Annotated in this window: 25 protein-coding genes and 1 tRNA gene; 13 read left to right on the top strand and 13 right to left on the bottom strand. The window is 69.4% G+C overall.

Features of this window, described 5'->3' with window-relative positions:
* Nucleotides 1-23 precede the first annotated feature (23 nt).
* The 3 genes from DWB05_RS10220 to DWB05_RS10210 are packed head-to-tail and all read right to left on the bottom strand — an operon-like array spanning nucleotide 24 to nucleotide 2,634.
* Complete coding sequence (locus tag DWB05_RS10220) at nucleotides 24-548, bottom strand: DinB family protein (protein WP_114377108.1); 525 nt, start codon at nucleotides 546-548, stop codon at nucleotides 24-26.
* Nucleotides 545-1,399, bottom strand: coding sequence for an alpha/beta fold hydrolase (locus tag DWB05_RS10215; RefSeq protein ID WP_114377107.1), 855 nt, complete (start codon nucleotides 1,397-1,399; stop codon nucleotides 545-547). The genes DWB05_RS10220 and DWB05_RS10215 overlap by 4 nt, the downstream gene beginning before the upstream one ends.
* On the bottom strand, nucleotides 1,396-2,634 hold the full coding sequence (locus DWB05_RS10210; RefSeq protein WP_114377106.1) for a CaiB/BaiF CoA transferase family protein: 1,239 nt from the start codon (nucleotides 2,632-2,634) through the stop codon (nucleotides 1,396-1,398). Before DWB05_RS10210 ends, DWB05_RS10215 begins: the two co-directional genes overlap by 4 nt.
* Nucleotides 2,635-2,727: 93 nt before the next feature.
* On the opposite strand from DWB05_RS10210, the gene DWB05_RS10205 reads away from it, so the two are divergent.
* The 3 genes from DWB05_RS10205 to DWB05_RS14685 are packed head-to-tail and all read left to right on the top strand — an operon-like array spanning nucleotide 2,728 to nucleotide 5,324.
* On the top strand, nucleotides 2,728-4,245 hold the full coding sequence (locus DWB05_RS10205; protein WP_114377105.1) for an aldehyde dehydrogenase family protein: 1,518 nt from the start codon (nucleotides 2,728-2,730) through the stop codon (nucleotides 4,243-4,245).
* A 6-nt stretch (nucleotides 4,246-4,251) separates the two neighbouring features.
* Nucleotides 4,252-4,731, top strand: coding sequence for a hypothetical protein (locus tag DWB05_RS14690; protein WP_157967163.1), 480 nt, complete (start codon nucleotides 4,252-4,254; stop codon nucleotides 4,729-4,731).
* A complete protein-coding gene (locus DWB05_RS14685; RefSeq protein ID WP_157967162.1) occupies nucleotides 4,722-5,324 on the top strand; it encodes a flagellin family protein in 603 nt (200 codons plus the stop codon). Before DWB05_RS14690 ends, DWB05_RS14685 begins: the two co-directional genes overlap by 10 nt.
* 457 nt (nucleotides 5,325-5,781) lie before the next feature.
* Here the strand turns inward: DWB05_RS14685 and ppk2 are convergent, their stop codons facing one another.
* Nucleotides 5,782-6,723: a polyphosphate kinase 2 gene (gene ppk2 / locus DWB05_RS10200; protein ID WP_114377104.1), complete on the bottom strand. Its 942-nt coding sequence runs from the start codon at nucleotides 6,721-6,723 to the stop codon at nucleotides 5,782-5,784.
* 76 nt (nucleotides 6,724-6,799) lie between these two features.
* A complete protein-coding gene (locus DWB05_RS10195; protein WP_114377103.1) occupies nucleotides 6,800-7,465 on the bottom strand; it encodes a DUF3047 domain-containing protein in 666 nt (221 codons plus the stop codon).
* Between the two features lie 88 nt (nucleotides 7,466-7,553).
* Between DWB05_RS10195 and DWB05_RS10190 the strand changes: the two genes are divergently transcribed.
* A complete protein-coding gene (locus tag DWB05_RS10190; RefSeq protein WP_114377102.1) occupies nucleotides 7,554-8,252 on the top strand; it encodes a dienelactone hydrolase family protein in 699 nt (232 codons plus the stop codon).
* A gap of 63 nt (nucleotides 8,253-8,315) precedes the next feature.
* Complete coding sequence (locus DWB05_RS10185) at nucleotides 8,316-9,551, top strand: CaiB/BaiF CoA transferase family protein (protein WP_114377101.1); 1,236 nt, start codon at nucleotides 8,316-8,318, stop codon at nucleotides 9,549-9,551.
* A 26-nt stretch (nucleotides 9,552-9,577) separates the two neighbouring features.
* On the opposite strand, the gene DWB05_RS10180 is transcribed toward DWB05_RS10185, so the two are convergent.
* A complete protein-coding gene (locus DWB05_RS10180) occupies nucleotides 9,578-10,450 on the bottom strand; it encodes a CDP-alcohol phosphatidyltransferase family protein (protein ID WP_114377100.1) in 873 nt (290 codons plus the stop codon).
* 1 nt (nucleotide 10,451) lies between these two features.
* On the bottom strand, nucleotides 10,452-11,177 hold the full coding sequence (locus tag DWB05_RS10175; protein ID WP_269815583.1) for a phosphatidylserine decarboxylase: 726 nt from the start codon (nucleotides 11,175-11,177) through the stop codon (nucleotides 10,452-10,454).
* A gap of 89 nt (nucleotides 11,178-11,266) precedes the next feature.
* On the opposite strand from DWB05_RS10175, the gene DWB05_RS10170 reads away from it, so the two are divergent.
* The gene (locus DWB05_RS10170) at nucleotides 11,267-11,737 is read left to right on the top strand and encodes a hypothetical protein (protein ID WP_114377098.1); all 471 of its coding nucleotides are present in this window, start codon (nucleotides 11,267-11,269) and stop codon (nucleotides 11,735-11,737) included.
* 331 nt (nucleotides 11,738-12,068) lie between these two features.
* On the opposite strand, the gene DWB05_RS10165 is transcribed toward DWB05_RS10170, so the two are convergent.
* Complete coding sequence (locus DWB05_RS10165) at nucleotides 12,069-13,319, bottom strand: LysM peptidoglycan-binding domain-containing protein (protein ID WP_157967161.1); 1,251 nt, start codon at nucleotides 13,317-13,319, stop codon at nucleotides 12,069-12,071.
* A gap of 311 nt (nucleotides 13,320-13,630) precedes the next feature.
* On the opposite strand from DWB05_RS10165, the gene DWB05_RS10160 reads away from it, so the two are divergent.
* Complete coding sequence (locus DWB05_RS10160; RefSeq protein ID WP_198669138.1) at nucleotides 13,631-14,308, top strand: cytochrome b/b6 domain-containing protein; 678 nt, start codon at nucleotides 13,631-13,633, stop codon at nucleotides 14,306-14,308.
* A 9-nt stretch (nucleotides 14,309-14,317) separates the two neighbouring features.
* Here the strand turns inward: DWB05_RS10160 and DWB05_RS10155 are convergent, their stop codons facing one another.
* A complete protein-coding gene (locus tag DWB05_RS10155; RefSeq protein ID WP_114377096.1) occupies nucleotides 14,318-14,767 on the bottom strand; it encodes a c-type cytochrome in 450 nt (149 codons plus the stop codon).
* 177 nt (nucleotides 14,768-14,944) lie between these two features.
* Between DWB05_RS10155 and DWB05_RS10150 the strand changes: the two genes are divergently transcribed.
* The 6 genes from DWB05_RS10150 (at nucleotide 14,945) to DWB05_RS10125 (ending at nucleotide 21,944) form a co-directional block, all read left to right on the top strand.
* Nucleotides 14,945-15,634 (top strand): LOG family protein, encoded by a 690-nt coding sequence (locus DWB05_RS10150; RefSeq protein WP_157967160.1) that lies wholly within the window; start codon nucleotides 14,945-14,947, stop codon nucleotides 15,632-15,634.
* Nucleotides 15,635-15,692: 58 nt separating this feature from the next.
* Nucleotides 15,693-15,769 (top strand) — tRNA-Pro (locus DWB05_RS10145).
* Nucleotides 15,770-15,870: 101 nt separating this feature from the next.
* On the top strand, nucleotides 15,871-17,268 hold the full coding sequence (lpdA, locus tag DWB05_RS10140; protein ID WP_114377094.1) for a dihydrolipoyl dehydrogenase: 1,398 nt from the start codon (nucleotides 15,871-15,873) through the stop codon (nucleotides 17,266-17,268).
* A 94-nt stretch (nucleotides 17,269-17,362) separates the two neighbouring features.
* Nucleotides 17,363-19,810, top strand: coding sequence for a DNA translocase FtsK (locus DWB05_RS10135; RefSeq protein ID WP_114377093.1), 2,448 nt, complete (start codon nucleotides 17,363-17,365; stop codon nucleotides 19,808-19,810).
* A gap of 58 nt (nucleotides 19,811-19,868) precedes the next feature.
* On the top strand, nucleotides 19,869-21,029 hold the full coding sequence (locus tag DWB05_RS10130; protein WP_114377092.1) for a GNAT family N-acetyltransferase: 1,161 nt from the start codon (nucleotides 19,869-19,871) through the stop codon (nucleotides 21,027-21,029).
* A 33-nt stretch (nucleotides 21,030-21,062) separates the two neighbouring features.
* Nucleotides 21,063-21,944, top strand: coding sequence for a DMT family transporter (locus DWB05_RS10125; RefSeq protein ID WP_114377091.1), 882 nt, complete (start codon nucleotides 21,063-21,065; stop codon nucleotides 21,942-21,944).
* Between the two features lie 237 nt (nucleotides 21,945-22,181).
* Here DWB05_RS10125 and DWB05_RS10120 read toward each other — a convergent pair whose 3' ends face one another.
* From DWB05_RS10120 to DWB05_RS10110, 4 genes are read right to left on the bottom strand one after another with little or no spacing between them, the layout of a single operon-like run.
* Nucleotides 22,182-23,507 carry a TRAP transporter large permease gene (locus DWB05_RS10120; RefSeq protein ID WP_114377090.1) on the bottom strand — a complete coding sequence of 442 codons (1,326 nt, stop codon included), beginning with the start codon at nucleotides 23,505-23,507 and terminating at the stop codon, nucleotides 22,182-22,184.
* A 21-nt stretch (nucleotides 23,508-23,528) separates the two neighbouring features.
* The gene (locus tag DWB05_RS14890; RefSeq protein ID WP_198669137.1) at nucleotides 23,529-23,669 is read right to left on the bottom strand and encodes a hypothetical protein; all 141 of its coding nucleotides are present in this window, start codon (nucleotides 23,667-23,669) and stop codon (nucleotides 23,529-23,531) included.
* Between the two features lie 18 nt (nucleotides 23,670-23,687).
* Nucleotides 23,688-24,023 carry a TRAP transporter small permease subunit gene (locus tag DWB05_RS10115; protein ID WP_198669136.1) on the bottom strand — a complete coding sequence of 112 codons (336 nt, stop codon included), beginning with the start codon at nucleotides 24,021-24,023 and terminating at the stop codon, nucleotides 23,688-23,690.
* 14 nt (nucleotides 24,024-24,037) lie between these two features.
* Nucleotides 24,038-24,964 (bottom strand): TRAP transporter substrate-binding protein, encoded by a 927-nt coding sequence (locus DWB05_RS10110; protein WP_269815582.1) that lies wholly within the window; start codon nucleotides 24,962-24,964, stop codon nucleotides 24,038-24,040.
* Nucleotides 24,965-24,988: the final 24 nt, after the last annotated feature.

Genomic DNA, 24,988 nt, shown 5'->3' with positions numbered 1-24,988 from the left:
GGGCCGCGGCGACTTCGCCGCGCTCAGCCGAGGCCGAGGGCGGCGAGATCGAGGATGAACGGCAGGTCGGTATCCTCGGGCCGCACGCCGGCCGCGGTCAGCATCGCGTGCACCTGGCCGCGGTGATGCGTCGCGTGATTGAACAGGTGCGTGACCAGGATCCATTTCGGGCGGCGCCACTCGCGCTGCGTGGCACCCGAGAACCAGACGAGATCCTCGGCGAGCCAGGCCTCGGTGAGGCCCGCCGCCCAGGCCTCGATCCGCCGGTCGGCCTCCTCGCGCGCGAGGCGGAGATCATCGAACGAATCGTACAACGAGGTGCTGGCGGGGATGCCGCCACGCGGCCGCTCCCATCCTTCGGCAAGGCGATGCATCCAGACGCGATCGCCCCACAGGATGTGGTTCAGCGTCGCATGGATGGAGCCGAAGAAAGCGCCGCGGTCGCGCTTGCGCTCGGCGTCGGTCAACTCCGCTGCCGCACGATAGAGGCGCCGGTTCATCTCCGCATTGTAGGCGGCCATCAGCCGGCACCAGGCGGGCGAGATCATGGCGCGTGTCCGTGCTCGAGGAAGCGGGCGACGAGGGCGATCTCGCGCTCGTCCCACAAGGCGGGAGCATGGCCGCAGCCGGCGATGGTGACGACCCGCGCGTGCGGCGCTTCGGCCATGCGGGCGGCGACCTCGGCGGGCAAGACGTCGGAGTGCTCGCCGCGCAGGATCAGCGTTTCGGCGCGCACGGCGGACCAGAGGGGGGAGAGATCGACGTCCTTCGCCTCGGTGCCGGCGAAGGCCTGGGCGATCGCGGGGTCGAAGTGCGGAACTAGGCCGCTCTCCGAGGCGACGAAGCTCGTCTCGGCGAGATGCCGCCACACCGCATCGGGCAGGTCGCCGAAGGGGGCGTAGAGACGGCGGATCGCCGCCTCCGCCTCGTCGAGATCGGCCACCGTGGGAAAGGCTCGGGCGTAGGCCGCGATGCGCGCGATCGCCGCCGCCGGCACGAGGGCGCCGATGTCGTTCAGCACGAGGCGCCGGATCGGCGTGTTCGGCTGCGCGGCGAGGATCATGCCGATGATGCCGCCCATCGAGGTGCCGACCCAGTCGACCGGCCCCTCGCCGAGATGCGCGAGCAGATGGGCGCAGGCGGCGGCGTAGACGTCGTTGCGATACAGTGCCGGATCGGGCAGGCGGTCGGAGGCGCCGCGCCCGGGCATGTCGGGGCACAGCACGCGCCGCCCGCGCGATGCGAGCGCGGAAGCAAGCCCATCGAAATCCCGCCCCGTGCGCAACAGCCCGTGCACGCACACGACGGGCGGGGAATCGCTCTCGGCCGGGCCCCACGCCGTCCAGACGAGGCGGAAGAACCCCGCCGGCGAGAGCCAGCGCAGCGCGCCTTGCCTCACACCACCCCCTTGGCACGGAGCTCGGCGATCTCCTTGTGGGAAAGGCCGAGGAGGTCGTGCAGCACGAGCTCCGTGTGCGCGCCCAGAGTGGGGGGCGCGATGCGATAGTCGGGCGGCGTGGCGGAGAGCTTCACCGGGTTGGCGATGAGGGGGATCGGGCCGCCGACCCCCTCGTGCTGCATGCTGATCACCATGCCGCGCGCCTGCACGTGCGGGTCGGCGAAGACGTCGGACAGGCGATTGATCGGCCCGCAGGCGATGGAGAGCGCCTCGAGGGCGGCGATCCACTCGGCGGTGGTCTTCGACTTCAGCACGGGCGTCAGCGTGTCGGTGACGAGCGCGCGGTTCTCGACGCGCTTGGCGTTGGTGGCGAAGCGTTCGTCGGCGAGCAGATGCGCGAGCCCGAAGGCGCGGCAGAACCGTTCGAAGGTCGGATCGTTACCGATCGACAGCATGATCGCCCCGTCGGCGGTGGCGAACACCTGGTAGGGCACGATGTTCGGGTGCTGGTTGCCGAGCCGCGGCGGGTTCTCTCCCGTCGCGAGGTAGTTCATGCCCTGGTTGGCGAGCCAAGCGACGTGGGTATCGAGCATGCCGATGTCGATGTGCTGGCCCTGCCCCGTGCGTTCGCGATGGCGCAGCGCGGCGAGGATGCCGATGGTGCCGTAGAGGCCGGCGAAGATGTCGGCGATCGGGATGCCGACCTTCTGCGGCAGCCCGTCCGGCTCTCCGGTCAGGCTCATCACCCCGCCCATCGCCTGGATCAGCGCATCGTAACCGGGGCGCGGCGCGTAGGGCCCGGTCTGCCCGAAGCCGGTGATCGAGCAGTAGATGAGCCCAGGGTAGGTCTCCTTCAGCGAGGCGTAGTCGAGCCCGTACTTGGCGAGCCCGCCGGGCTTGAAGTTCTCGACCAGGATGTCGGAGAGCGCGATCAGCTGCCGGGCGATCGCCTGGCCCTCGGGGCGGGCGATGTCGAGGGTGACGGAGAGCTTGTTGCGGTTCACCCCGGCGAAGTAGGCGGACTCGGCGGAAGGCTCGCCCGAGGGCTTGCGCAGGTAGGGGGGCGCGAATCCGCGCGTGTCGTCGCCGCGCGTGGGGTGTTCGATCTTGATCACCTCGGCGCCGAGATCGCCCAGCATCTGGGTGGCGGTAGGCCCGGCGAGCACGCGGGTGAGGTCGAACACGCGAAGCCCCGCGAGGGGGCCTGAGGGGGCGGCGTTGGGCGGGAGCGGCATGGGCAGGACGGGTCCGGCTGGCTTGCCCGGGACGACGGCCCGGGTGCATCGTGCGCCCGCTTATGGGCCCCGCCCCGAGGGAGGACAAGTCCGATGCCCGACACCGTGACGCCAGGCCGCACGCCCGCCGCTCCAACCCTCGACGAGAGGGCGCTCGCCCGCGCGCTCTCGGGCCATCACTTCATCGCTGGCCGCTTCGCCCCGCCTGCCTCGGGCAGGACCTTCGCCGTGGTGAACCCGGCCACCGGCGAGGAGATCGGCCGCGCGGCGGAGGGCGATGCGGCGGACGTGGCGGCGGCGGTGGAGGCGGCCGCCGCGGCGCAGAAGGACTGGGCGAAGGTGCCGGCGCGCAAGCGCGGCGCGCTGGTGGCCGAATGTGCGCGGGTGCTGGCCGATCACGTGGAGGAGCTCGCGCGTCTGATCGCGCTCGAGACCGGCAAGGCGCTGCGCACGGAAAGCCGGGTGGAGGCGAACGTGGTCGCCGACATCTTCGCCTTCTACGGCGGCCTGGGCAGCGAACTGAAGGGCGAGACGGTGCCCTTCCACCCCGATGTCCTCTCCTTCACGGTGCGCGAACCACTCGGCGTGGTCGGCGCGATCATTCCCTGGAACGTGCCGATGCTGCTGATGGCGCTGAAGGTGGCGCCGGCGCTGGTGGCAGGCAATGCGGTGGTGGTGAAGTCGGCCGAGGAGGCGCCGCTTGCGGTGCTGCGCGTCTGCGAACTCCTCAACCGCGTGCTGCCGCCCGGTCTGTTCAACATCCTCTCCGGCTACGGGCCGGAATGTGGCGGCCCCCTTGTGGAGCATCCGAAGGTGCGCAAGGTGACCTTCACCGGCTCGGTGGAGGTGGGGCGCATCGTCGCCGAGACGTGCGGGCGGAAGATCATTCCCGTGACGCTCGAGTTGGGCGGGAAGTCGCCGATGATCGTGTTCGACGATTGCGAGCTCGAGAAGGCGGTGGCGGGCGCGATCACCTCGATGCGCTTCACCCGCCAGGGGCAGAGCTGCACCGCGGCGTCGCGCATCTACGTGCACGAGCGGATCTTCGACGCCTTCGCCGATGCCCTGGCGGCGAAGGTGGATGCGATGGTGATGGGCGACCCCCTCGACGAGCGGACCGACATCGGAACGATCATCAGCCCCGCGCAGTTCGAGAAGGTGCGGGGCTACATCGAGGAAGGGAAGGCGACACCGGGGGCGACGGCGCGGGTATGTTCGCGCCTGCCCGACGATCCGGCGCTGAGGAAGGGCCTGTTCATCCAGCCGCACATCTTCACGGGGCTGACGCGCGAGAGCCGCCTCGTGCGGGAGGAGATCTTCGGCCCCGTCACCTGCCTCTTTCCGTTCCGCGACTGGGAGGCGGTGCTCGCCGAGGCGAACGCCTCCGACTACGGGCTGTCGGCTTCGGTGTGGACGAACAACCTGCGGGTGGGGTTGCGGATGGCGCACGCCCTGGAGGCGGGGATCGTGCAGATCAACCAGAACCTGGTGGTTCAGGCGAACATCTCGTATGGCGGGGTGAAGAGTTCGGGGCTCGGCAAGGAGGCGTCGCTCGAGGCGATGCTCGAGCATTTCATGCACAAGAAGACGATCATGGTGAATATGGGATAAAGCTCCATGTTCCGCCGCTTGCGTAGTTTCTTGAAATCTTTCAAAGACGAAATCACAATGTTTTTGCAGATATTTATTGTAGGATCTTCAATTGGCGGGCTTGCGCTCGCAATATTTGAACTCAATAATGCTACAAAAGCTCTTCAAGCGGCCAATACATACCAAGTTGTAAAAGACATGAACGATTTGATACGAGGAAATAATGCTCACCCGACTTTTCGATCTATCCTGCTACATGGTGGGCCGGAAGCACATAGCTCTTCATTTCTTGATCAGCTATCGATTGTAATGAATTTCTATCTTGCTGTTTTTATTTTATACGAATCTGGTGGGATGCCGAAAGGCTTTGTTGCGTCCCTTCAAAGAGACTTCTGCCTAGATTTACTTAGTAGCGCGAGGGGGGCTAAAGAGGGATGGGAAGCTTTGAAAGCCTCAGGCCGGCTAAGTCGCGAGCACACCAGGATGCGAGAGATTTGGTGCGGTTGAGATTGCAGACTTTTGGTGCTGTTAAAGTGCGTTCATTTCGCAGATTTTTTCCATTATTGTTGATTTTGATATGCGCTCTTCCTTCAGTGTCTTTTGCTGCATATTTTGGGAACGCGAGCAGGGGAGCTGTGGATCCTAGTGCAGCCACGCAAGCAAGCGTCGCGGCCACTAGGGCTATCGCATTGTATATTATGGCACTCGCAGCTCTTGAAGACAACAATCGCATTGAAGCTATCGCAAACTTTAAGTCGTCATCTGAATTACTTTTTGAAGCTGCAAGTAGAATGAGAAGGGTCCAATTTCCGAGGGAAGTTGCATCCCATACACTGGCAGGATTGCTTTCCCCTGAAGAAGGTCGGGTTTTGGGGCACCTTGCAGAAGCTAATAGGCAGAGAAGCCCCCAAAATCTTCAAGAACTTTACTCACTTTTTGCTCTTGAAACAGATGCCCTGGGAAAAACCATCGAATCAATCGTGGTTTCAGTGCAAATGGGGAATCCCTTTCTAGACCAGCATATCGGATTACGGGTTGCTCGATACATGACTTTGGCTTCTGCCGTAAGCCGCGCATTCCAAAGCTATACGCTTAGATAGTGGTTCTGTGTTCTTGTCTCTGGTGTTTTCGTACCTTTTCGTTTCTACGTCGTCTTTTTAAAAAGAGTCCATCATTGGGCTACTGACTTGTCAGTAGAACACTCTTTCATGGTAAACTTGTGAAACATATTTTGTCGGCAGGTGCTTTCTTTAGATCGGTCGCGCAGCTTAACTTCACTTCATTTGCTGGCACAGCCAAGGACTGGACCTGTGTTGATTACGGACCAACGGCTCCGATCCACACTTTTATCGCCCTAGGTTCAGTACCTTAGTCACTGGAACCCTCACATACCCGTGACACGGGTATTGAAATCGGTGTCGTTTTTCGCGGCATCCAGGAGCAAAGGAGACCTCTGGAGAGTTATGCAATTTGTCGAACATGAGAATCTCGAGTACCCGGGTCGGATTGCATCTCCGAAGGTGTCCAGACTCCAAAGCGCTGCTTTGGACCGCAGCTTTACCCCCGCGGTGGCGCGATTTCCGCGTACCGATCCGGCACGTACAACTCCGCCGGCAAGGTGCGCCGCTCGTAGTTCGGATCATACACCCGCTCGGGCAACGTGATCGGCTCGTGCGGGATCTCCTCGTAGGGGATCAGGCTCAACAGGTGCGCGATGCAATTGAGCCGCGCCCGCTTCTTGTCGTTGCCCTCCACGATGTACCACGGCGCCTCCGGAATGTTCGTGCGGTCGAACATCGCTTCCTTCGCCTTCGTGTACTGCTCCCACCGTACGCGCGACTGCAGGTCCATCGGCGACAGCTTCCACTGCTTGAGCGGGTCGTGGATGCGCATGAGGAAGCGCAGCTGCTGCTCCTCGTCGGTGATGGACAGCCAGTACTTCACGAGCTGGATGCCCGAACGCACCAGCATCCGCTCGAATTCCGGCACGTCCTGGAAGAAGCGCTCGACCTCGTCCTCGGTGGCGAAGCCCATCACCCGCTCCACGCCGGCGCGGTTGTACCAGGAGCGGTCGAACAGCACGATCTCGCCGCCCGCCGGCAGGTGCGCGACGTAGCGCTGGAAGTACCACTGGGTCTTCTCGCGCTCGGTCGGCGCCGGCAGCGCCACCACGCGGCACACGCGGGGGTTGAGCCGCTGCGTGATGCGCTTGATCACCCCACCCTTGCCGGCCGAGTCCCGCCCCTCGAAGATCACCACGATCTTCTTCCGGTGGTGCACCACCCAGTCCTGCACCTTGATCAGCTCGCCCTGCAGGCGAAGGAGCTCGCGGAAGTAGAAGCGGCGGGGCAGGGTGCTCTTCGGCCGCCTCGCGAGGAGTGCGCGCAGCTCCTCCGGGATTCGCCGGTCGTCGATCTCCTGTTCGAGCTCCTCGTCGAAGTCGTCCTCGAGCTCGGCGTCGAGCCAGGAGGTGGTGTCGCGATCCCTCGGGTCGTCCATGGCGCTCACCCAATGACGTGCGCCCCCGTCCTAGACCAATCCGCGCCCGCGTGGGTGACAGTTCGGCGAAGCCCGCTCAGCAGCGGCGGAAGGCGAGCTGATCGATGCGCGCGGCGAAGCCTGGGCCGCCTGCGGCACCGAGCGCGATCTCCGTCACGTAGGCGGTCGGCGCGATGCCGTAGGCGGTGCGGAACTCCTGTGCGAGCCGCACCGTCTCCTCCACCCACCCGCCGGCTTGCGTCGCACCACGCCGCAGCCACCGCGACCGCTCCAGCACGAGCAACAGGGGCGTGGGGTGCCAGGCGGGCTCTCCGGCTTCCCCGCCCCAGCGGTAGGCGAGCGCGAAGCCGGGCACCGGCCGGCCGGGGCTCAGCGCACGGGCGAAGCCGAGGGCGTAGCGCTGCACGAGGCTCATTCGTTCGCCATCCGGCTCGAAGCCGACGCGCACCACGAGCCCTGCCCCCTCGCCACCGCCCTCGATCCGCCACCGCCAGGTGAGGCAAAGCGCGGGGTGGACAGGAACCCGCACCGGCAGGAACACGACCGCCGCCCCGCCCGTGTCGCGCCCGGCCTCAAGGCGGATCGCGGTCTCGCCCTCGGCGGTGACCGAGAGGGGAGCGACGCGCCCTTCGATCGGCTGCACGCGCCAGCCCTGGGCGGCGAGCGCGGGGTCGAGCCGTGCGGCTTCTGCCGAAGGTGAGGCCGCAGCAAGGGCGAGGAGGATGGCAGGCAGCAGTCGCACAGCCCGATCCTAGCGCACTCCGGCCCCTCCTGGCCGCCCCGCCCGCCCGCCTGTATGGTCGCGCCCCACTGGAGGAGGGAAGACGCGAATGGCCGAGATCACCATCAAGGCAACCGACGGTTCGGGCGAGTTCTTCGCCTACATCGCGCGGCCGAAGACCAAGCCGGCCGGCGCGGTGGTCGTGATCCAGGAGATCTTCGGCGTGAACGCCGGCATGCGCGCGATCACCGACTCGCTTGCCGACTGGGGGTTCATCGCCCTCTGCCCTGATCTCTTCTGGCGCATCGAACCGCGGGTCGACATCACCGATCGCACCCAGGCCGAGTGGGACAAGGCCTTCTCCCTGTTCAAGGCCTTCGACCAGGACAAGGGGGTGGAGGACCTGAAGGCCGCGGTGGCCGCGGCGCGCGGCCTCGAGGGGGCGAACGGCAAGGTCGCCACCATGGGGTTCTGCCTCGGCGGGCGGATGGCGGCGCTGATGGCGATCCGCTCCGACGCCGACGCCAACGTCTCGTATTACGGGGTGGGGCTCGAGGGGCTTGCCGCCGAACTCCGTGCGCTCAAGCGCCCGCTCTTGATGCACATCGCGGAGAAGGACCGCTTCGTGCCGAAGGAGGCGCAAGGTGCCGTGCTCGCCGCCGTGCTGCCGAACCCGCACATCGCGGCGCATGTGTATCCGGATGTCGATCACGCGTTCGCTCGGGTCAACGGCCAGCACTGGGACGGGCGGGCGGCGGCGATCGCCAACGGGCGGACGGCGGAGTTCCTCGCCCGCCATCTCGGCTGATATCGCGCCGTCATCGCAACGGAACGACGCCGTCACGGACGGCGCAAGCAAGGGAGGACCGCCATGCCGGGTGCGCTCTCGGGCCTGAAGGTGATCGATCTCAGCCGCGTTCTCGGCGGGCCCTACTGCACCATGATCCTCGCCGACCACGGGGCGGAGGTGATCAAGATCGAACCGCCCCAGGGCGACGAGACGCGCGATTGGGGGCCTCCTTTCCGCGACCACGGCGATGGCACGCGCGACGCCTCCTATTTCCTCGGCGTCAACCGCAACAAGGTCTCGTTGGGGCTCGATCTCGCGCGCGAGGAGGGGCGGGCGGTGCTCTTGCGCCTGCTCGAGGGGGCGGACGTGCTGGTGGAGAATTTCAAGCCCGGAACGATGGAGAAGTGGGGGCTCGGCCACGAGGCGCTGAAGACGCGCTTCCCCCGCCTCATCCATTGCCGCATCTCCGGCTTCGGCGCCGACGGGCCGTTGGGCGGCTATCCGGGTTACGACGCCATCATTCAGGCGATGGCCGGGCTGATGAGCATCAACGGCACGCCGGAAACGGGGCCGGTTCGGCTCGCGACACCCATGGTCGATCTCGGCACCGGGCTTTATTCCGCGATCGCGATCCTGATGGCGCTCTACGAGCGCGAGCGCAGCGGGGAAGGCCAGTTCCTCGACATGACGCTCTATGACTGCGGGATGGCGCTCCTGCATCCGCACGCGGCGAACTACCTCCTCTCCGGCCGTCGTCCCGTCGCCACCGGTAACCCGCACCCCAACCTCGCGCCGTACGACAAGTTCCGCACCCGCACCTGCGAGATCTTCATCGGCACCGGCAACGACGCGACGTTTCGCAAGATGTGCGATCTGCTCGGCCGCCCCGACCTTGCCGAAGATGCGCGCTTCGCCACCAACGCCGATCGGCTCGCCAACCGCGAGGCGCTCTCCGCCATCGTGCAGGAGATCGTCGCGGCGGAAGACGGCCACGCGCTCTGCGCGCGCCTGCTGGCGGCGGGGCTGCCGGCCGGTCCCGTGCTCTACGTCGATGAGGTGGTGGCCGCGCCGCACACGGCGGCGCGCAACATGGTGGCAGAGATCGGTTGGTATCGGGCTCTGAACACCCCGATCAAGTTCTCGCGCACGCCGGGCGGGGCGCGCACCGCCCCGCCGCGCTTCGGCGAGCATGGCGAAAGCGTGCTCGCCGCGCACGGCTTCGGCGAGGGCGAGATCGCAGCGTTGAAGGCGGCCGGGGTGGTGGTGACGGAGCGCCGCGGTGCGGGCCGCCGTCCCGCCGCCAAGGCGGCCGAGTAGCCCGGCGCGCGGGCGGAGCGCGCGGCTCAGGCCGTCCGCCGATCCTCGATCGGCGCGGGTGGCGCGGCGGCCGCCAGCGCCTCGGCCTCGGCGCGCAGCCGCCGATAGCTGCGCAGCCCGAACGGCAGCGAAATGACGTAGAGGAGCCCGATCAGCGCGAAGGTCGCCCAGGGCTCGCTGACCAGCAGCGCCACCGCCAGCCCCGCGCCGAGCAGGAGCGGCAGCACGTACTCGTTCGGCACCTTGAAGTTCTTGAAGCTCCAGGTCGGGAGCGTGCTCACCATCAGCGCGGCGACCGCGAGCAGCAGCGCACCGGCGAAGGCCGGGTGGCGCGCGATCTCGGCGAGCGGCGCGAGGCCTGAGACCTCGGCCTGCAGCCAGAGGAACAGCGGGAAGAGGGCGAGGCCGGCTCCCGCCGGGGCGGGCACGCCGACGAAGAAGTTGTACGTGTAGGCCGGTTTCGGCGCGCCATCGATGGCGGCGTTGAAGCGGGCGAGCCTCAGTGCCGCACACACCGCGAACATCAGGCACGGCGCCCAGCCGAGCCCGCCCCAGGTCTCGAGCGTCCAGAGATAGAGCACGAGGGCCGGTGAGACGCCGAAACAGAGGAAGTAGGCCAGGCTGTCGAACTCCGCCCCGAAGCGCGTGGTCGCCTTCAGCAGGCGGGCGATGCGGCCGTCGAGCCCGTCGATCACGCCGGCGACCACGATCGCCGCCGCCGCCGCGTCCCACCGCTCGAGGAGCGCGAAGCGGATCGCGGTCAAGCCTGCGCACAACCCGACCAGCGTCATCAGGTTGGGGATCAGCCGGTTGAAGGAGAGGCCCTGGAAGCGCGGGCGCGTGCGGCGGCAGATTCGCGACCGCCAGCGTTCCATCGCCGGAGAGAGGGGAGGGCGCATGTCAGATCGTCTCCGCGATACGCGCGGGTTCGGTCGAGAGGAGGTCGGCGACCACCGTTTCGCCCGCCACCATCCGTTGGCCGACCGCAACGAGGGGAGCAACGCCCTCGGGCAGGTAGAGATCGACGCGCGAGCCGAAGCGGATCAGCCCGATCCGCTCGCCCGCGCGCAAGCTCTGGCCTTCCCGCACCTCGCAGACGATGCGGCGCGCGATCAGCCCGGCGATCTGCACGACCGCGAGCGTACGGCCGTCGGCGAGCTCGAGCGCGATGGCGTTGCGCTCGTTCTCCTCCGAGGCCTTGTCGAGCGCGGCGTTGAGGAAGGCGCCGGGCCGGTAGGCGATGCGGCGGACGCGCGCCGCCGCCGGGGCGCGATTGACGTGCACGTCGAGCACGGACAGGAACGTCGCCACCCGGGTGCGCGGTTCGGGGCCGAGGCCGAGTTCCGCGGGCGGGACGGCGGCCGCGATCGACACGACGCGCCCGTCCGCCGGGGCGAGGATCAGCCCCGGCCGCAGCGGCACGGCGCGATCGGGGTCGCGGAAGAAGAAGGCGGAGAAGGCGGCGCCGAGAAGGCCGAGCCAGAGGAAGCCGTGCCAGACGAGCCCGAGCGCGAACCCGGCGAGGGCAGGGGCGACGATGAAGGGAAGCCCCGCGCGGTGCGGCCGGGCCAGCACCAGCGCGGCGGTGTCGAGAAGGCTCATGTGTCGGTTGCGTGTCGCTTCGATGACAGTGCTGGCACGGATCCGTCGTCGAGGCGAGACCCGCCTGCCCCGTTCAGCGAAGCTTTACCGTTCGCGATCTAGCGTGGTGGGTGATGACTGCGCTCCCTCCCTCGCCCCCGCCCGTCGCGTCCGTGCCGTTGCTGTCGGGGCCGGTGCTCGGCCGCCTCGGCCCGTTCGAGGTCGGGCATGACGGGGCGCTGTCACCGTCGGGCGCCAACGGCCCGGTTCGGTTCGCCTTCCTCTGGCGAGAGCGGCGGGTGCAGGCGGAGCTGGCGGCGGAGCGTCGGCTTCGCTTGTCCATTCCCGCCGCGCGCGTGCCCTACACGGCCGAGCAGGCGGCCCGCCGTTCCTCGGTGCTCACCGCCGTGCTCGCCTTGCGCGCCGGGCGCGAGGCTGAGCTCTCCGCCGTGCTGTCGCCGTCGCACGAGGTTCGTCTCGAATGGCGCGTTACCCTGGAGGCCACCACGGCGAGCCGACTGGTGGCGGCTGCGACCCGTTTCGTGCTGGCGGTGGAACCCTACCTGCAACTCCTCGAGGAGGAAGGGGCGATCCCGCCGGCTTGACGCGCCCCCTCGTCCTGCCTGTCGCCGGCTTCCCGCGCCGGATAGGAAGGAGGTGGCGGCGGTGTTCGAACTGGCGCGGCGTCAGGGGCATCGTCGCGCCGGCGGGCCTCGGTGGCGAGGGCCGCGCGTGAGCGGGGAGCCGCTTCGGCGCGCCTGTCGGGGGCGGGTGGCTTCGGCCGTCCTGATGCACAGCCGAGGTTCGGGCCGAAGGCGCCGGCAAGAGGCCTGACCGCGCGTCGCGCCCGCGTCGTTCTGCAGCCAGGGCGCGAGGCCGGCTCGACCACGGCCCGGTCTTGTGCCGCTCGCCCGACGTAACCGCCCGATCTGCGTCTCAGCCCTCGGGGCGCGGCACCACGAACACCTGGCCGGGATAGATCCTGTTGGGATTGCGGATCTGATCCCGGTTCGCCTCGTAGATGACCGTGTAGCGGATGCCGCGGCCGTAGGTCGCCCGTGCGATGCGCCAGAGGCTTTGGCCGGGCTGCACCACCACCATGCCCTCGCGCAGGCCTTCGGGCGGCACCTCCGCCCTCTGGAACGGCACCTCCGCCCGCGCCGTCACCTTGCCGTCGGCAGCCAGTTGGTCGGCGCGCAGGGCGGCGATCTTGCCCGGTTCGATCGGGACGGTGGCGGGAGCGAAGCTCCAGCGACCGGCCTCATCCGCCCGTGTGTCCCCAAGATGGGTGGCGTCGAGGTAGAGCCGAACGGGCGCCCCCGGGGCGGCGCGGCCGGAGAAGCGGATGTCCCCCCCGTCGCCGTAATCCACGGCCTCCACCGTCACCGCCGCGCCCCCTCGGTTGGGCGGCGCGCCACCCGTGCCTTGCCCGACAGGCGGTGCTGCCGGCACTGGGGCGGGCCGGGCGGCTACTGTCGCGTCGGGAGCCACCGCCGGCGGAGCCTCCTGCGACACGGCCGGCGGCGGCGGGGCAGCTGGCGGAGCCGATGGCGTCGGCCCATCGGCCGGCGGCACCTGCAGCACGCGGAGATCTCCCCCCGCCTCGCGCGGAGCGAGCAGGGCGATCGGTGGTGGCGCCGGGGTCTCGGCGGGCAAGGCCCGGCCGGCGACGTCGCGATCCCGCTCGGGAACCACCAGCACCAGGGTGGATGCGGACTCCAGCACACTGCCATCGGGGCCGCGGGCGCGCAGGCTGAGTTCACGCCCGCCCGGCGGCATCGGCCCGGCGGGGACGAACACCCACTCACCGCGATCGTCCGCCCGGGCCCGGCCGATCTCGCGCCCGCCATCGAGGATCGTCACCTCGGCGTGCGGTGCGGCCCGCCCGGCCATCACCGCCTCGCCGCGCGCACTGACCCGCACGATATCGAAGGCGGGACGGGGAGTGGCCGGCGGTGTGGGCTGAACCGCCGCCGTGGGGACCGCCGGTGCCGGCGCCGCGGCCTGCGGCGTCGTGACGACAGGCGGTGCGGCAAGACGCTCCGCCGGCGCGCGCGGCGCCATTTCTGCCGACGCGGACGGGCCCGCCGTTCGGCCCGCCGGCCACAGGTCACGGTCGCCGACCAACCACCAGAGCCCGCCGGCAGCGGCGAGAAGGCCGGCGAGACCGACCAAAACGGGTCGCATGGCCCGACCTCGCCCCGGTTGTTTCATCGCACGACCATACGTTTAGGTGGCGTGACATCGTCCTGCAATGCGAGGCTTGTTCACCATCCCGCGGCCGGTCTGCGGTTCCCGAGCAAATCGGTTCCGCCCTCTGCCAATGACCCGGCGAGGAGCGGGCCAGTCCCCGGCCGCACCGCGATGATGAACTCGCGAGGTAGGGCGCCGGCTACCCGCGCTCACCACCCCGCGCGCCCCTCGCGGAGCCGTGCGCTCACGCGGCCTCGCCACGCCCGCTATGGTCGCGCCGCGAAAACCTCGGAGCGAGGCGAACGATGCGCGGCGAGACGGACGCGATGACGGTACGAACGGTGTGGGACCTGCCGACGCGGCTGTTCCACTGGGCGCTCGTCCTCTCCCTTGTCGGCTCCTTCATCACCGTCGAGCTGCACGAGATGCAGCTGCACGCCTGGTTCGGCTACGCCGCCCTCACGCTCGTGTTGTTTCGACTGCTCTGGGGTGTGATCGGCAGCGACAGTGCACGCTTCGTGCGCTTCGTGCGCGGGCCCGGCGCGGTGCTCGATCACCTCCGCGGGCTCTTTCGCCGCGAACCCGACCGCGAGACCACCCACAATGCCCTCGGTGGTTGGGCCGTGCTCGCCCTCCTCCTCGTTGTCCTCGCGCAAGGAACGACGGGGCTGTTCGCCAACGACGACATCCTGTTCCGCGGCCCCTTGTTCCCTTTGGTCGGCAAGGCCTGGTCGGACCGTCTGACGACCTGGCACTACCGCATTTCGGATCTGCTGCTGATCCTGGTCGCGCTGCACGTGGCGGCGGTGGTTCTCTACCGCCTCGTCCTCGGTCGCGACCTCATTTTGCCCATGGTAACGGGGCGCAAGCGCCTGCCCGGCGCGGTGGCGGCACCACGCCTTGCTTCGCCCTGGCTCGCCCTCGCCGCCTTGGCGATCGCGGCCGGCGTGGTGTGGGCGGTGGTGACCCGGCAGGTGCTCTGAGCGGAAACCTCAGCGCTGCGGCTGGCGATACGGCCGATGACACGCGCCGCAGGCCTGCCCCGTCGCCTCGAAGGCCTGGGCGAGTGCCCTCTGATCGTTGCCCTGCGCGGCCGCAAGCAGCGCCTCGGCGCGCTGCACGAAGGCGTCGGCCACGCGCTCGAACCCAGCCCGGTCGGTCCAGATCGCGGGCAGGGCGCGGCTGCCCTGACCGTCGCTGCCGGGCGGAAAGAGCGTCTTGATCTTCGGCGCGTGCTCCGCGATGGCGCGGGCATGCGGCACGGCCTCGCTGTTCGGGTCGCGCATCTGCACGATGGTCTGGATCGCCTCCATCCGGTCGCGCAGCATGCGGAAGCCCGCCTGACGCTCCGCGATGACGCCGGCCTGGGCGAAGGCGAGGGTCGGCGGCAGGACGAGGACGGCCGCAAGTGCGGTGGCGCGCAGGACCATCAGGACCATCATCGGTGTCGTGCTTTCCCGTTCGGTGCACCGGCGTGAGAGGCCGGCGGCAAGAAGACTGCCAAGACCGTGCCGGCGGTCACGCTCACAATCCTGTGCGCGCCGGGGCAGAGTGCCGGTGACACGGCCGTGCCGCCGCGTTAGTGGCCGGTTCACCGCCGTCGAGGCATGGAGTCCAGCATGCAGCCCTCCCGCATTCGTGCCGTCGCCGTCTTCTGCGGTTCACGCTTGGGCCATGACCCTCGCTTCGTCGCCGCGGCCGATCGCCTCGGGCGTCTGTTCGGCGAAGCCGGGGTTCGCCTCGTCTACGGCGGGGGCCGCATCGGCCTGATGGGGCGGATCGCCGACGCCTGCCTGGCCGCGGGGGGGCAGGTGACGGGGGTGATCCCCCGCTTCCTCGCCGAACGCGAGGTGGCGCACGAAGGGGTGGCCGACATGCGGATGGTCGCTCCGCTCAGGATCCGCACGGCGAACGGCCGCCCGCCGGGCCAAACCGGCGGCCAGGGCGATTCCCGGGCGGCCGAAGGCGACGAGAGGGAGCTCGAGATCAACGCCATGCACATCCGCAAGGCCTGGATGGCCGAGGAGGCGGATGCCTTCGTCATGCTGCCTGGCGGCTTGGGCACGCTCGACGAGACGATCGAGATCCTGACCTGGCGCCAGCTCGGCCTGCACGACAAGCCGATCGTGCTCTGCGACGTCGCGGGCAGCGCGCGGCCTCTGATCGCCGCCATCGATGCCGCCATCGCGGCCGGGTTCGCCGAGCCCTCGGCGCGCGCCCTGTTCGCGGTCGCCGAGGGGCCGGACGCCGTGCTGCCCCTGCTCGCGAGCCTGACCGCCCCCTCCCGCGCGGCAGCGGCGGCAAGCTGAGCCGGCGTCTTGCCGGCGGCGCGCTGCGGGCCTATACGCAAGGGCCGCGTCCGGCGGCCGGAGCGTAGCTCAGCCTGGTAGAGCACTGTGTTCGGGACGCAGGGGCCGGAGGTTCGAATCCTCTCGCTCCGACCAGCCGGACGCCTCGGTCCCACCCACACTCAGGCTGCAGCGCACACCTCCGCGCCGACGACTGAGCGGCGGATGAGCCGGCGAGCGGGCGGAGGTGGGGAAGCATGTCGCAACCGGACTACGACGTCATCGTCATCGGCGCGGGGCCGGGCGGCTATGTCTGCGCCATCCGCTGCGCCCAGGCGGGGCTACGCGTCGCCTGTGTCGAGAAACGGCCGACCCTGGGCGGGACCTGCCTGAACATCGGGTGCATCCCCTCCAAGGCGCTGCTCACCAGTTCGGAGAAGTACGCCGAGGCCCAGGCTCACCTCGAGGACCACGGCGTGGTGATCGGCGGCGAGATCGGGCTCGATCTGCACCGCATGCTCGCCCGCAAGGACGAGGTGGTGGCGGCCAACGTCCAGGGCATCGAGTTCCTGTTCCGCAAAAACAAGGTGACGCGGATCGAGGGCGAGGGGCGGATCGAGGCGCCCGGGCGGGTGGCGGTGAACGGTGCCGTGCACACCGCGCGGCACATCGTGATCGCCACCGGTTCCGAGAGCACGCCCCTGCCGGGGGTCGAGGTGGATGAGCGGATGATCGTCTCCTCCACGGGGGCTCTCTCGCTCGAGCGTGTGCCTGGGCACCTCGCCGTGATCGGCGGCGGCTATATCGGTCTCGAACTCGGTTCGGTCTGGCGCCGGCTCGGCGCGAAGGTGACGGTGATCGAGGTGCTCGATCGCATCGTGCCGACGATGGACGGCGAGGTGGCGAAGACGTTCCAGAGGATCCTCGCCAAGCAAGGGATTGCCTTCCGCCTCGGCACCAAGGTGGTGGGTGCGCGCAGGGGCAATGACGGGGTCACCCTCGCGCTCGAGCCGGTCGCCGGGGGGCCGGCGGAGGAGGTGGAGGCCGATGTCGTGCTGGTCGCGATCGGCCGCCGCCCCTACACCGCGGGCCTTGGCCTCGACGAGGTGGGGGTCGCGCGGGACGAGCGCGGCCGGATCCGCACGACGGACGGCTACGCCACCTCGGTCCCGGGGATTTGGGCGATCGGCGACGTCATCGCGGGCCCGATGCTCGCCCACAAGGCGGAGGAGGAGGGCATGGCGCTGGCCGACCGGCTGGCCGGGCGGCACGGTCACGTCAACTACGAGGCGATCCCCGGCGTCGTTTACACCGCCCCCGAAGTCGCTGCCGTCGGCGCGACCGAGGAGGAGTTGAAGGCGCGCGGCGTCGCCTACCGCGTCGGCAAGTTTCCCTTCAGCGCCAACGGGCGAGCCCGTGCCATGGGCGAGACGGAGGGCTTCGTGAAGATCCTGGCCGATGCGGCGACCGACCGCATTCTCGGCGCGCACATCATCGGCCCGCAGGCGGGCACGTTGATCGCGGAGCTGGCGCTGGCGGTGGAGTTCGGCGCCTCGGCGGAAGACGTTGCCCTCACCTCGCATGCCCATCCCTCGCTGAACGAGGCGGTGAAGGAGGCGGCGCTGGCGGTATCCGGCAAGCCGCTGCACCTTTGAGCCCGGGCCGGCGGGGGCCGGTCGCGGCGGACCTCGTTACCCGACGAAACCGCGTGTGGCGTCAGGCGGTTTTGCGTTATCCTTCGCGCGCCGCATGAACACGCAAGACGCCGCCCGCCCGTCCCGCCTTGTTCCGCCCGCCGTCGCCGAGCTCCTGCGCCGGCGCGCCGCCGACCTTGCTGGCGTGTCTTCCGCTCTGGTCGGCGTCACCCTAGCGGCGGCGCTCGCCACCTACGACCCGGCCGATCCGTCCCTCAACACCGCCACGGCGGGGCCGGTCTCCAACCTCGCCGGGCCTCTCGGCGCGATCCTCGCCGATCTCGCCCTGCAGGGCTTCGGCCTTGCTGCCTGGCTCATCGTCGCGGCCCCCTTGGGGTGGGGCTTCGCGCTGATCGCGCGCGGGGCGGTGGGCGCGCCGCTCGTTCGCTTGGCCTGTCTCCTAGTCGCCCTGCCGCTGCTGGCCGCGACCCTCGCCTTGCTTCCGCTCGAGGGCGGGGAGATGGCGCCCGCCGGGGTGGGTGGGGTCGCCGGTGTCGTCGTCGCCGACCGCGTGCTCGGTACAGGGGAGGCGCTGCTCGGCCTGCTGGGGCGGCTGTTCGCCGGCTTTGGCTTGTTCGGTTTCGCCGCCCTGTTCGCCGCGGTGGCGATCGGGCTCACCCCCGGCGAGTGGTTCCGTGCCGTGCGCGCGGTGGTGCGCGGGGGTGTGGCCGCTGGTCGTGCCGTGGGCCGGGTGGCGGTCTGTTTCGGGGCAGGGGTGGCGCGCACGCGTCGGGCGATCGCTGCGAGGCGGACGGCGCGGCGACGAGTCGAACCGCGCGTCCTGGCGCCGGAGCCCGATCCGCCGAGCCCCGACGAGGCGCCGGTCGTCTCCTCGGCGACGACCTCGCCCGCCGCCTCGCCTCCCATCATCGCCGCGCCGGCGCCCGCGCCGCGCCCGCCGCGCCGCGTCGAAACGCCCGCCGAGCCGAAGCGCAACACCTCCGCCGGGCAGGGGGCGTTGCCGCTTGCGGGCGGCTGGGTGCCGCCGCCGCTCACGCTGCTCGCCGCCCCGCCGGCCAATCGCCCCGGCCGCCCCTCGGCCGAGGCGCTTGAGGCGAATGCCCGCCTGCTCGAGGGCGTGCTCGCCGATTTCGGCGTGCAGGGGCGCATCGTCGCCATCCGCCCAGGGCCGGTGGTCACGCTCTACGAGCTCGAGCCCGCCCCGGGCACCAAGTCGAGCCGCGTCATCGGGCTCGCCGACGACATCGCGCGGTCGATGAGCGCGCTCTCCGTGCGGGTGGCCGTGGTACCGGGGCGGAACGCGATCGGCATCGAGCTCCCCAATGCGCGGCGCGAGACCGTGTGGCTCTCCGAACTGCTCGGCTCCGAGGACTGGGCCCGCTCCAAGGGGCGGCTCGATCTCGCGTTGGGCAAGGACATCGGCGGCGCCCCGGTCATCGTCGATCTCGCCGCCATGCCGCACCTGCTGATCGCCGGCACCACCGGGTCGGGCAAGTCGGTCGCCATCAACACCATGATCCTGTCGATCCTGATGCGGCACCCGCCGGAGGAGTGCCGCTTCATCATGATCGATCCGAAGATGCTCGAGCTTTCGGTCTACGACCGGATCCCGCACCTTCTCGCTCCGGTGGTGACCGAGCCCGCCAAGGCGGTCGGCGCCCTGAAATGGGCGGTGCGCGAGATGGAGCGGCGCTATCGGCTGATGAGCCAGCTCGGCGTGCGCAACATCGCGGGCTACAACGCGCGTGTGGCGGAGGCGAAGGCAAAGGGCGAGACGCTCACGCGGCGCGTGCAGACCGGCTACGACCCCGAAACGGGCCGCCCGACGTTCGAGGAGCAGCCGATCGGCGGCGACAAGCTGCCGTTCATCGTCGTCGTGGTCGACGAGATGGCCGACTTGATGATCGTCGCCGGCAAGGAGATCGAGGCCGCCGTGCAGCGGCTGGCGCAGATGGCGCGCGCGGCCGGCATCCACATCATCATGGCGACGCAACGCCCCTCGGTCGACGTCATCACCGGCGTGATCAAGGCGAATTTCCCCACCCGCATCTCGTTCCGGGTGGTGAGCAAGGTCGATTCCCGGACCATCCTCGGCGAACAGGGAGCGGAGCAGCTGCTGGGCCAGGGCGACATGCTCTACATGGCGGGGGGCGACCGCATCCTGCGCGTGCATGGCCCCTTCGTCTCCGACCGCGAGGTGGAGAGCGTGGTCGAGCACCTGCGCAGCCTGGGCGAGCCGGATTATCTCGACGACGTGACGGAAACCGACGGTACGTCGGGCGGGACGGGCGGCGAGGCGTCTCTGGCCAGCTTCGCCGGCCCCTTGGGCGAGGAGAGCGACGAGGCGAGCCTCTACGACCAGGCGGTCGCCCTCGTCGTGCGCGAGGGCAAGGCCTCGACCTCCTTCGTGCAGCGCCATCTGCAGATCGGCTACAACCGTGCGGCACGGCTGATCGAGCGGATGGAGAAGGAGGGCGTGGTCGGCCCACCCAACCACGTCGGCAAGCGCGAGATCCTGGTCCGCCGGCCCGAGGCGGAATGATCGCCGCCGCGCGGCGCGGGACTTGGGCAAGGCCCGCTGCGCACCATCTCCCTCCGTGATGGGCGACCGCGCGCCGACCCTCTCGCTCGATCTCGTCGACCGCATCGCCGACGTCGCGGCCGCCGACTGGGACGGCTGCGCGGGCGACGACAACCCGTTCGTCAGCCACGCCTTCCTCTCCTGCCTGGAGGACTCCGGCTCCGCCTCGCCACGCACGGGCTGGCTGCCCCGCCACGCCGTGCTGCGCGACGCGGCGGGCCGGGTGGTTGCGGTCGCGCCGCTCTATGTGAAGTCGCACTCCTGGGGCGAGTACGTGTTCGACCACGCCTGGGCCGATGCCCTGGAGCGGGCAGGAGGGCGCTACTACCCGAAGCTCCAGGTCGCGGTGCCGTTCAGCCCCGTGCCCGGGCCGCGGCTCCTTTCCCGCGACCCGTCGCTGCGGCCGGCGCTGGCGACGGGGCTCCCCCGCATCGCGCACGATCTTCGGCTCTCTTCGGTTCATGTCACGTTCTGCACGGGGGACGAACAGGCGTTGCTCGAGGCTGTGGGATTCCTGCCGCGGCTCGGGCTTCAGTTCCACTGGCGGAACGAAGGCTACGCCACGTTCGACGACTTCCTCGGCCGGCTCGCTTCGCGCAAGCGCAAGCAGGTGAGGAAGGAACGGGAGCGCGCGCGCTGGGCTTTGCGCATCCGTCCCTTGCGCGGGCGCGAGATCACGCCGCGGCACTGGGAGGCGTTCCACGCCTTCTACCTCGCGACCGTCGACAAGCGCTGGGGCCAAGCCTACCTGACGCGCCGCTTCTGGCCGATGCTCGGCGAAAGCTTGGGCGATCGTGTGGTGCTGATGTGGGCGGAGGAGGAGGACGGAACCCCCGTGGCGGGCGCGCTCAACCTGCTCGGGCGCGACGCGCTGTTCGGGCGGAACTGGGGGGCGGCGCGCGAGGTGCCGTTCCTGCATTTCGAGCTCTGCTACTACCAGGCGATCGAGTTCGCGATTGCGCACGGCCTCGCCCGCGTCGAGGCCGGTGCGCAAGGCGAACACAAGGTGAGCCGCGGCTACCTGCCGGTACCGACCTTCTCCGCGCACTGGATCGCGCATGAGGGGCTGCGCGAGGCGGTGGCGCGCTTCCTCGCGCGGGAACGCCCGGCGCTGCGTGAGACGATCGCGCGCATCACCGAGGAACAGAGCCCGTTTCGTGAGGAAAGCAGCCGGGGTTGAAGGACGGGGCGCGCGGGGTGAGGCTCGCGGGCGATGCTGGCCGCCTATGCGATGCTCGCCTCCTCGATGGCGCTCGTCGGCGCGAACGTGCCGGTGGCGAAACTGCTCGCCGAGGCGCTGCCGATCCCGCTGATCGCCTGCCTTCGCTGCTTGCTTGCCACCCTCGTGCTGTGGCCCTTGATGCGATCGATCGATCGCCCCCTCTCGCCGCCGTCGCGAGGCGTCCTGCGCAACCTGTTCTCGCAGGCGGCCTTCGGCACCGCGCTCTACAATGCCGGGCTGTTGGCGGGGCTTCGCTTCACTTCGGCGCTCGAGGGGGGCCTCGTGCTCGCCACCCTGCCGGCGGTGGTCGCGATCGGCTCCGCACTTTGGCTCGGCGAACGCCTCGGGCACCGCGGTTGGGCGGCGGCCGGGCTCGCCGTGGTCGGCATGGCGGCGATCAACGCCGTCCGCGCGGGAGGCGAGGGCGAGGGCTCGCTCTTGGGCAATGCCCTCGTCTTCGCGGGCGTGGTCGGCGAGGCGGTTTACGTGCTGCTTGCCAAACGGATCGCCGGGCGCGTCGGTGTGCTGACCGCTTCGTTCTGGATGCAGCTCTTTTCGTTCCTGCAACTGACGCCCTTCGCGGCAGCCTCGCTGCCCTGGCTCGCATGGGACGCCGTGCGGGCAGGCGTCGTCGCCCTGCTCGTCTTCCACAGCCTGACCGCGAGCGTGCTGTGCCTGCTTCTTTGGTACGGCGGCCTGCGACGGGCGCCGGCTTCCGTCGCCGGCGTCTTCACCGCCTTCCTGCCGGCCACTGCCGCGGTGCTCGGCGTCTTGGTTCTGGGCGAGCGGTTCACGCTCGCGCACGGTGTGGGGCTGGCTCTGATGCTCGGCTCGATCCTGCTCGCCACCTGGCCGTCGCGAGGCGCGCGGTGAAGGCGTGGTTCGCCTGCACCGGCGGGGTTCTCGTCGCGCGCACGGTGGAGGACACGCTCGGGCGGCGGTCGCCACGAGCCGTTCAGCGGTCTGTACCACGGGCGGATGTGGCCGAGCCGTTGGTCACCACGCACGACGGACCGGGCGCGCAGCGCTCGGGCGAGGCCGGCGTTCGCAAGCTCGACCCTTTCGCCGGCGCGTCGCGTTTCGCCCTTGCCCCCAGCTTGCTCTGATGGCTCACCAGCCGATCGCTGCCGGAAGCCGGGTCGCAAGACCGGGAAACAGATAGACCGCGATCACGCCGCCGATCTGCAGCAGGACGAACGGCACCGCGCCGCGGTAGATCGCTCCGGTCGAGACCTCCTTCGGCGCCACGCTGCGCAGGAAGAACAACGCCCAGCCGAAGGGCGGCGTAAGGAAGGAGGTCTGCAGGTTCACGCAGATCAAGGTGGCGAGCCAGACGGGATCGACGCCGGCGTTGGCGAAAACCGGCAGGAACAGGGGCACGGCGATGTAGGTGATCTCGATCCACTCGAGGAAGAAGCCGAGGACGAACACGAGCGCCATCAGGAACCGGATGTCGGCCGCCACACCGCCGGGAAGGAAGGCGAACAGGTCGTGCACCAGCGCCTTGCCCTGCAGGCCGCGGAAAGCGAGCGCGAACACCTGGGCGCAGATCAGGATGAACATCATCATCGCGGTGATGCGCGCCGTCGCCTGCACGGTCTCCTTCAGCACCGTCGAGGAGAAGCGTCGGCCAAGCGCGGTGACGGCGATGGCGCCGAGCGCGCCCATCGAGGCGGCTTCGGTCGGTGCGGCGATGCCGCCGATGATGCTGCCGAGCACGGCAACGACCAGGCCGAGCGGTGGCGCCACCACGCGCAGCGCCTGCCGCCAGAGGGCGGCACGTGATTCGCGCGCCCGTTCCGCTGAAGGAACAGCCGGCGCGGCCTCGGGCCGGACCAAGCCGAGGACGAGAATGTAGATCGCGTACAGCGCGGCGAGCACGAGGCCCGGGAAGACGGCGGCGGCGAACAGCGTGCCGACCGAGAGGTTCATCACGTCGGCGAGCAGGATCAGGATCAGCGAGGGCGGAATGATCTGGCCGAGCGTGCCCGAAGCGCAGATCGTGCCGCAGGCAAGCCCGGGGTCGTAGCCGCGCCGCAGCAGATTGGGCAGGGTGAGCAGGCCGAGCGTGACCACCGTCGCGCCGACGATGCCGGTGGTGGCGCCCATCGGCACGCCGACCGGAACAGGCCCGAGAGCGAGCCTGCCGTTCAGCGAGCCGCCGAGCCGGCCGACCACATCCATCAGGTCTTCGGCGAGGCGGGATTTTTCCAGCATCACGCCCATGAAGACGAAGAGCGAAATGGCGATCAGCGTGGAGTTGGTGACGACGCCGAAGATGCGGTGCGGCAACAGGTTGAACAGGAGCGGCCCGAAGCCGAGCCAGCCCCAGACGAAGCCAGCGACCGCCAGCCCGATGCCGACGGGGATGCCGAGTATCAGCAGCGCGAAGAAGCTCGCCAGCATGGCAAGCGCATAGATTTCGTTGAGCGGCATGGCGAGGGTAGCGGAGAGGGATCACGCCGCGCGAAGGCGAAGCACGGCGCGTAGGGCGGAGGATGCGGCCTGCAGGGCAAGAAGGAGGAAACCGAGCGGGATCAGCGCTTTCAGCGCCCAGCGATACGGGATGCCGCCAGGGTTGGCGCTGCCTTCGTTCACCCGCCAGGACTGCGCGACTTAGCCCCAGGAGAGATCGACGACGACCAGAGCGATCGCCACCGACAGGAGTGCGGCGAGGAGGTCGATCGCAGCCTGTGCTTTGGCTCCGAATCGCGCGTACAGCACGTCAACCCGCACATGCTCGCCGTGCCGCAACGCGTACGACATGCCGATCAGCGCGATCGGGCTCATCAGGTGCCATTCGAGCTCCTGCGCCCACACGCTGCCGGTTGCGAACCCGTAGCGCAGCAGCACATTGCCCGCCATCACCAGCACGAGGGCGAAGGTGGCCCAGGCGGCGAGGCGGCCGATCGCATCGATGGCGTGATCGATCAGGTCGGCCGCATGCCGCATCGTCCGCCGGCTCCTCAGGCGCGGGCGGGGCGAATCTTGGTGTGGTAGGGCACCTCGCTCTGTTCCGACCAGGCATCGAACCGCGCCTTGTAGGCGAAGTAGCTCTCATGCACCCGACGGGTCAGCGGGTCGCGTTCCACCGCCTGGGCGAGCACCTTCATCGTCTCCTTGCGCAGACGGTCGATCACCGGATCGGGAAGTTGCTGAGCGATGACGCCGTCGTTGCGCAGGAGATCCTCGAGCGCCTCAGCGTTGTTCTTCCGGCACCACGCTTCGCTGATCACGTTGCAGGCGGCGCAGGCATTTTCGACGATCGCCTCGAGATCGTTGGGCAGGCGGTTCAACGCCGCCTTGTTGATCGCGAGTTCGGTTGCGGTCGCGGTCTCGTGCCAGCCGGTCGTGTAGTAGAACTCGGCCACCCGGTGCAGGCCGAGCTGTCGGTCGAGATAGGGGCCGACGAACTCGGCGGCATCGATCACGCCGCGCTCGAGGGCGGGGAAGATTTCGCCTGCCGGCAGTAGCCGGGTATCCACGCCGAGCGCCTGATAGACCCTGCCGGCGAGGCCTGGGATGCGCATCTTCAGCCCACGCAGGTCTTCGACGGTTTCGATCGGGCGGCGGAACCAGCCGGTCATCTGCACGCCCGTGTTGCCGCACAGGAACGGTACGAGGTGGAAGCGATCATAGACCTCGCGCCAGAGGTCGAGCCCGCCGCCGTCGTACATCCAGCCGTTGAGGCCCTGGAAGTTGAGCCCGCATGGCACGGCAGTGAAGTACTGGGCGGCGAAGCTGCGGCCGGTCCAGAAATAGGCGTTGGCGTAGTTGCACTCCACCACGCCTTGGCTCACCGCATCGAAGCCTTCCGCCGCGGGAATGAGCGCGCCGGCGCCGAAGAACTGGATCCGCAGCCGCCCGCCCGACATCGCCTCGATGCGGCGGATCAGGTCGCGCGCGCTGCCGGGGCC

Origin of the sequence: Elioraea thermophila (ex Habib et al. 2022) (genome assembly GCF_003336755.1) — a bacterium.
Lineage (GTDB): Bacteria > Pseudomonadota > Alphaproteobacteria > Acetobacterales > Acetobacteraceae > Elioraea > Elioraea thermophila.
Note: the sequence above shows the minus strand (reverse complement) of the source record. Positions and strands in the feature narration are given on the sequence as shown.

Bases quoted from the DNA above. Each gene is read 5' to 3' on its own strand.
- DWB05_RS10220 (WP_114377108.1), bottom strand. From the start codon at position 548: ATGATCTCGCCCGCCTGGTGCCGGCTGATGGCCGCCTACAATGCGGAG.
- DWB05_RS10210 (WP_114377106.1), bottom strand. From the start codon at position 2,634: ATGCCGCTCCCGCCCAACGCCGCCCCCTCAGGCCCCCTCGCGGGGCTT.
- DWB05_RS10205 (WP_114377105.1), top strand. From the start codon at position 2,728: ATGCCCGACACCGTGACGCCAGGCCGCACGCCCGCCGCTCCAACCCTC.
- DWB05_RS14690 (WP_157967163.1), top strand. From the start codon at position 4,252: ATGTTCCGCCGCTTGCGTAGTTTCTTGAAATCTTTCAAAGACGAAATC.
- ppk2 (WP_114377104.1), bottom strand. From the start codon at position 6,723: ATGGACGACCCGAGGGATCGCGACACCACCTCCTGGCTCGACGCCGAG.
- DWB05_RS10190 (WP_114377102.1), top strand. From the start codon at position 7,554: ATGGCCGAGATCACCATCAAGGCAACCGACGGTTCGGGCGAGTTCTTC.
- DWB05_RS10185 (WP_114377101.1), top strand. From the start codon at position 8,316: ATGCCGGGTGCGCTCTCGGGCCTGAAGGTGATCGATCTCAGCCGCGTT.
- DWB05_RS10180 (WP_114377100.1), bottom strand. From the start codon at position 10,450: ATGCGCCCTCCCCTCTCTCCGGCGATGGAACGCTGGCGGTCGCGAATC.
- DWB05_RS10170 (WP_114377098.1), top strand. From the start codon at position 11,267: ATGACTGCGCTCCCTCCCTCGCCCCCGCCCGTCGCGTCCGTGCCGTTG.
- DWB05_RS10165 (WP_157967161.1), bottom strand. From the start codon at position 13,319: ATGCGACCCGTTTTGGTCGGTCTCGCCGGCCTTCTCGCCGCTGCCGGC.
- DWB05_RS10160 (WP_198669138.1), top strand. From the start codon at position 13,631: ATGCGCGGCGAGACGGACGCGATGACGGTACGAACGGTGTGGGACCTG.
- DWB05_RS10155 (WP_114377096.1), bottom strand. From the start codon at position 14,767: ATGATGGTCCTGATGGTCCTGCGCGCCACCGCACTTGCGGCCGTCCTC.
- DWB05_RS10150 (WP_157967160.1), top strand. From the start codon at position 14,945: ATGCAGCCCTCCCGCATTCGTGCCGTCGCCGTCTTCTGCGGTTCACGC.
- lpdA (WP_114377094.1), top strand. From the start codon at position 15,871: ATGTCGCAACCGGACTACGACGTCATCGTCATCGGCGCGGGGCCGGGC.
- DWB05_RS10135 (WP_114377093.1), top strand. From the start codon at position 17,363: ATGAACACGCAAGACGCCGCCCGCCCGTCCCGCCTTGTTCCGCCCGCC.
- DWB05_RS10130 (WP_114377092.1), top strand. From the start codon at position 19,869: ATGGGCGACCGCGCGCCGACCCTCTCGCTCGATCTCGTCGACCGCATC.
- DWB05_RS10125 (WP_114377091.1), top strand. From the start codon at position 21,063: ATGCTGGCCGCCTATGCGATGCTCGCCTCCTCGATGGCGCTCGTCGGC.
- DWB05_RS10120 (WP_114377090.1), bottom strand. From the start codon at position 23,507: ATGCCGCTCAACGAAATCTATGCGCTTGCCATGCTGGCGAGCTTCTTC.
- DWB05_RS10115 (WP_198669136.1), bottom strand. From the start codon at position 24,023: ATGCGGCATGCGGCCGACCTGATCGATCACGCCATCGATGCGATCGGC.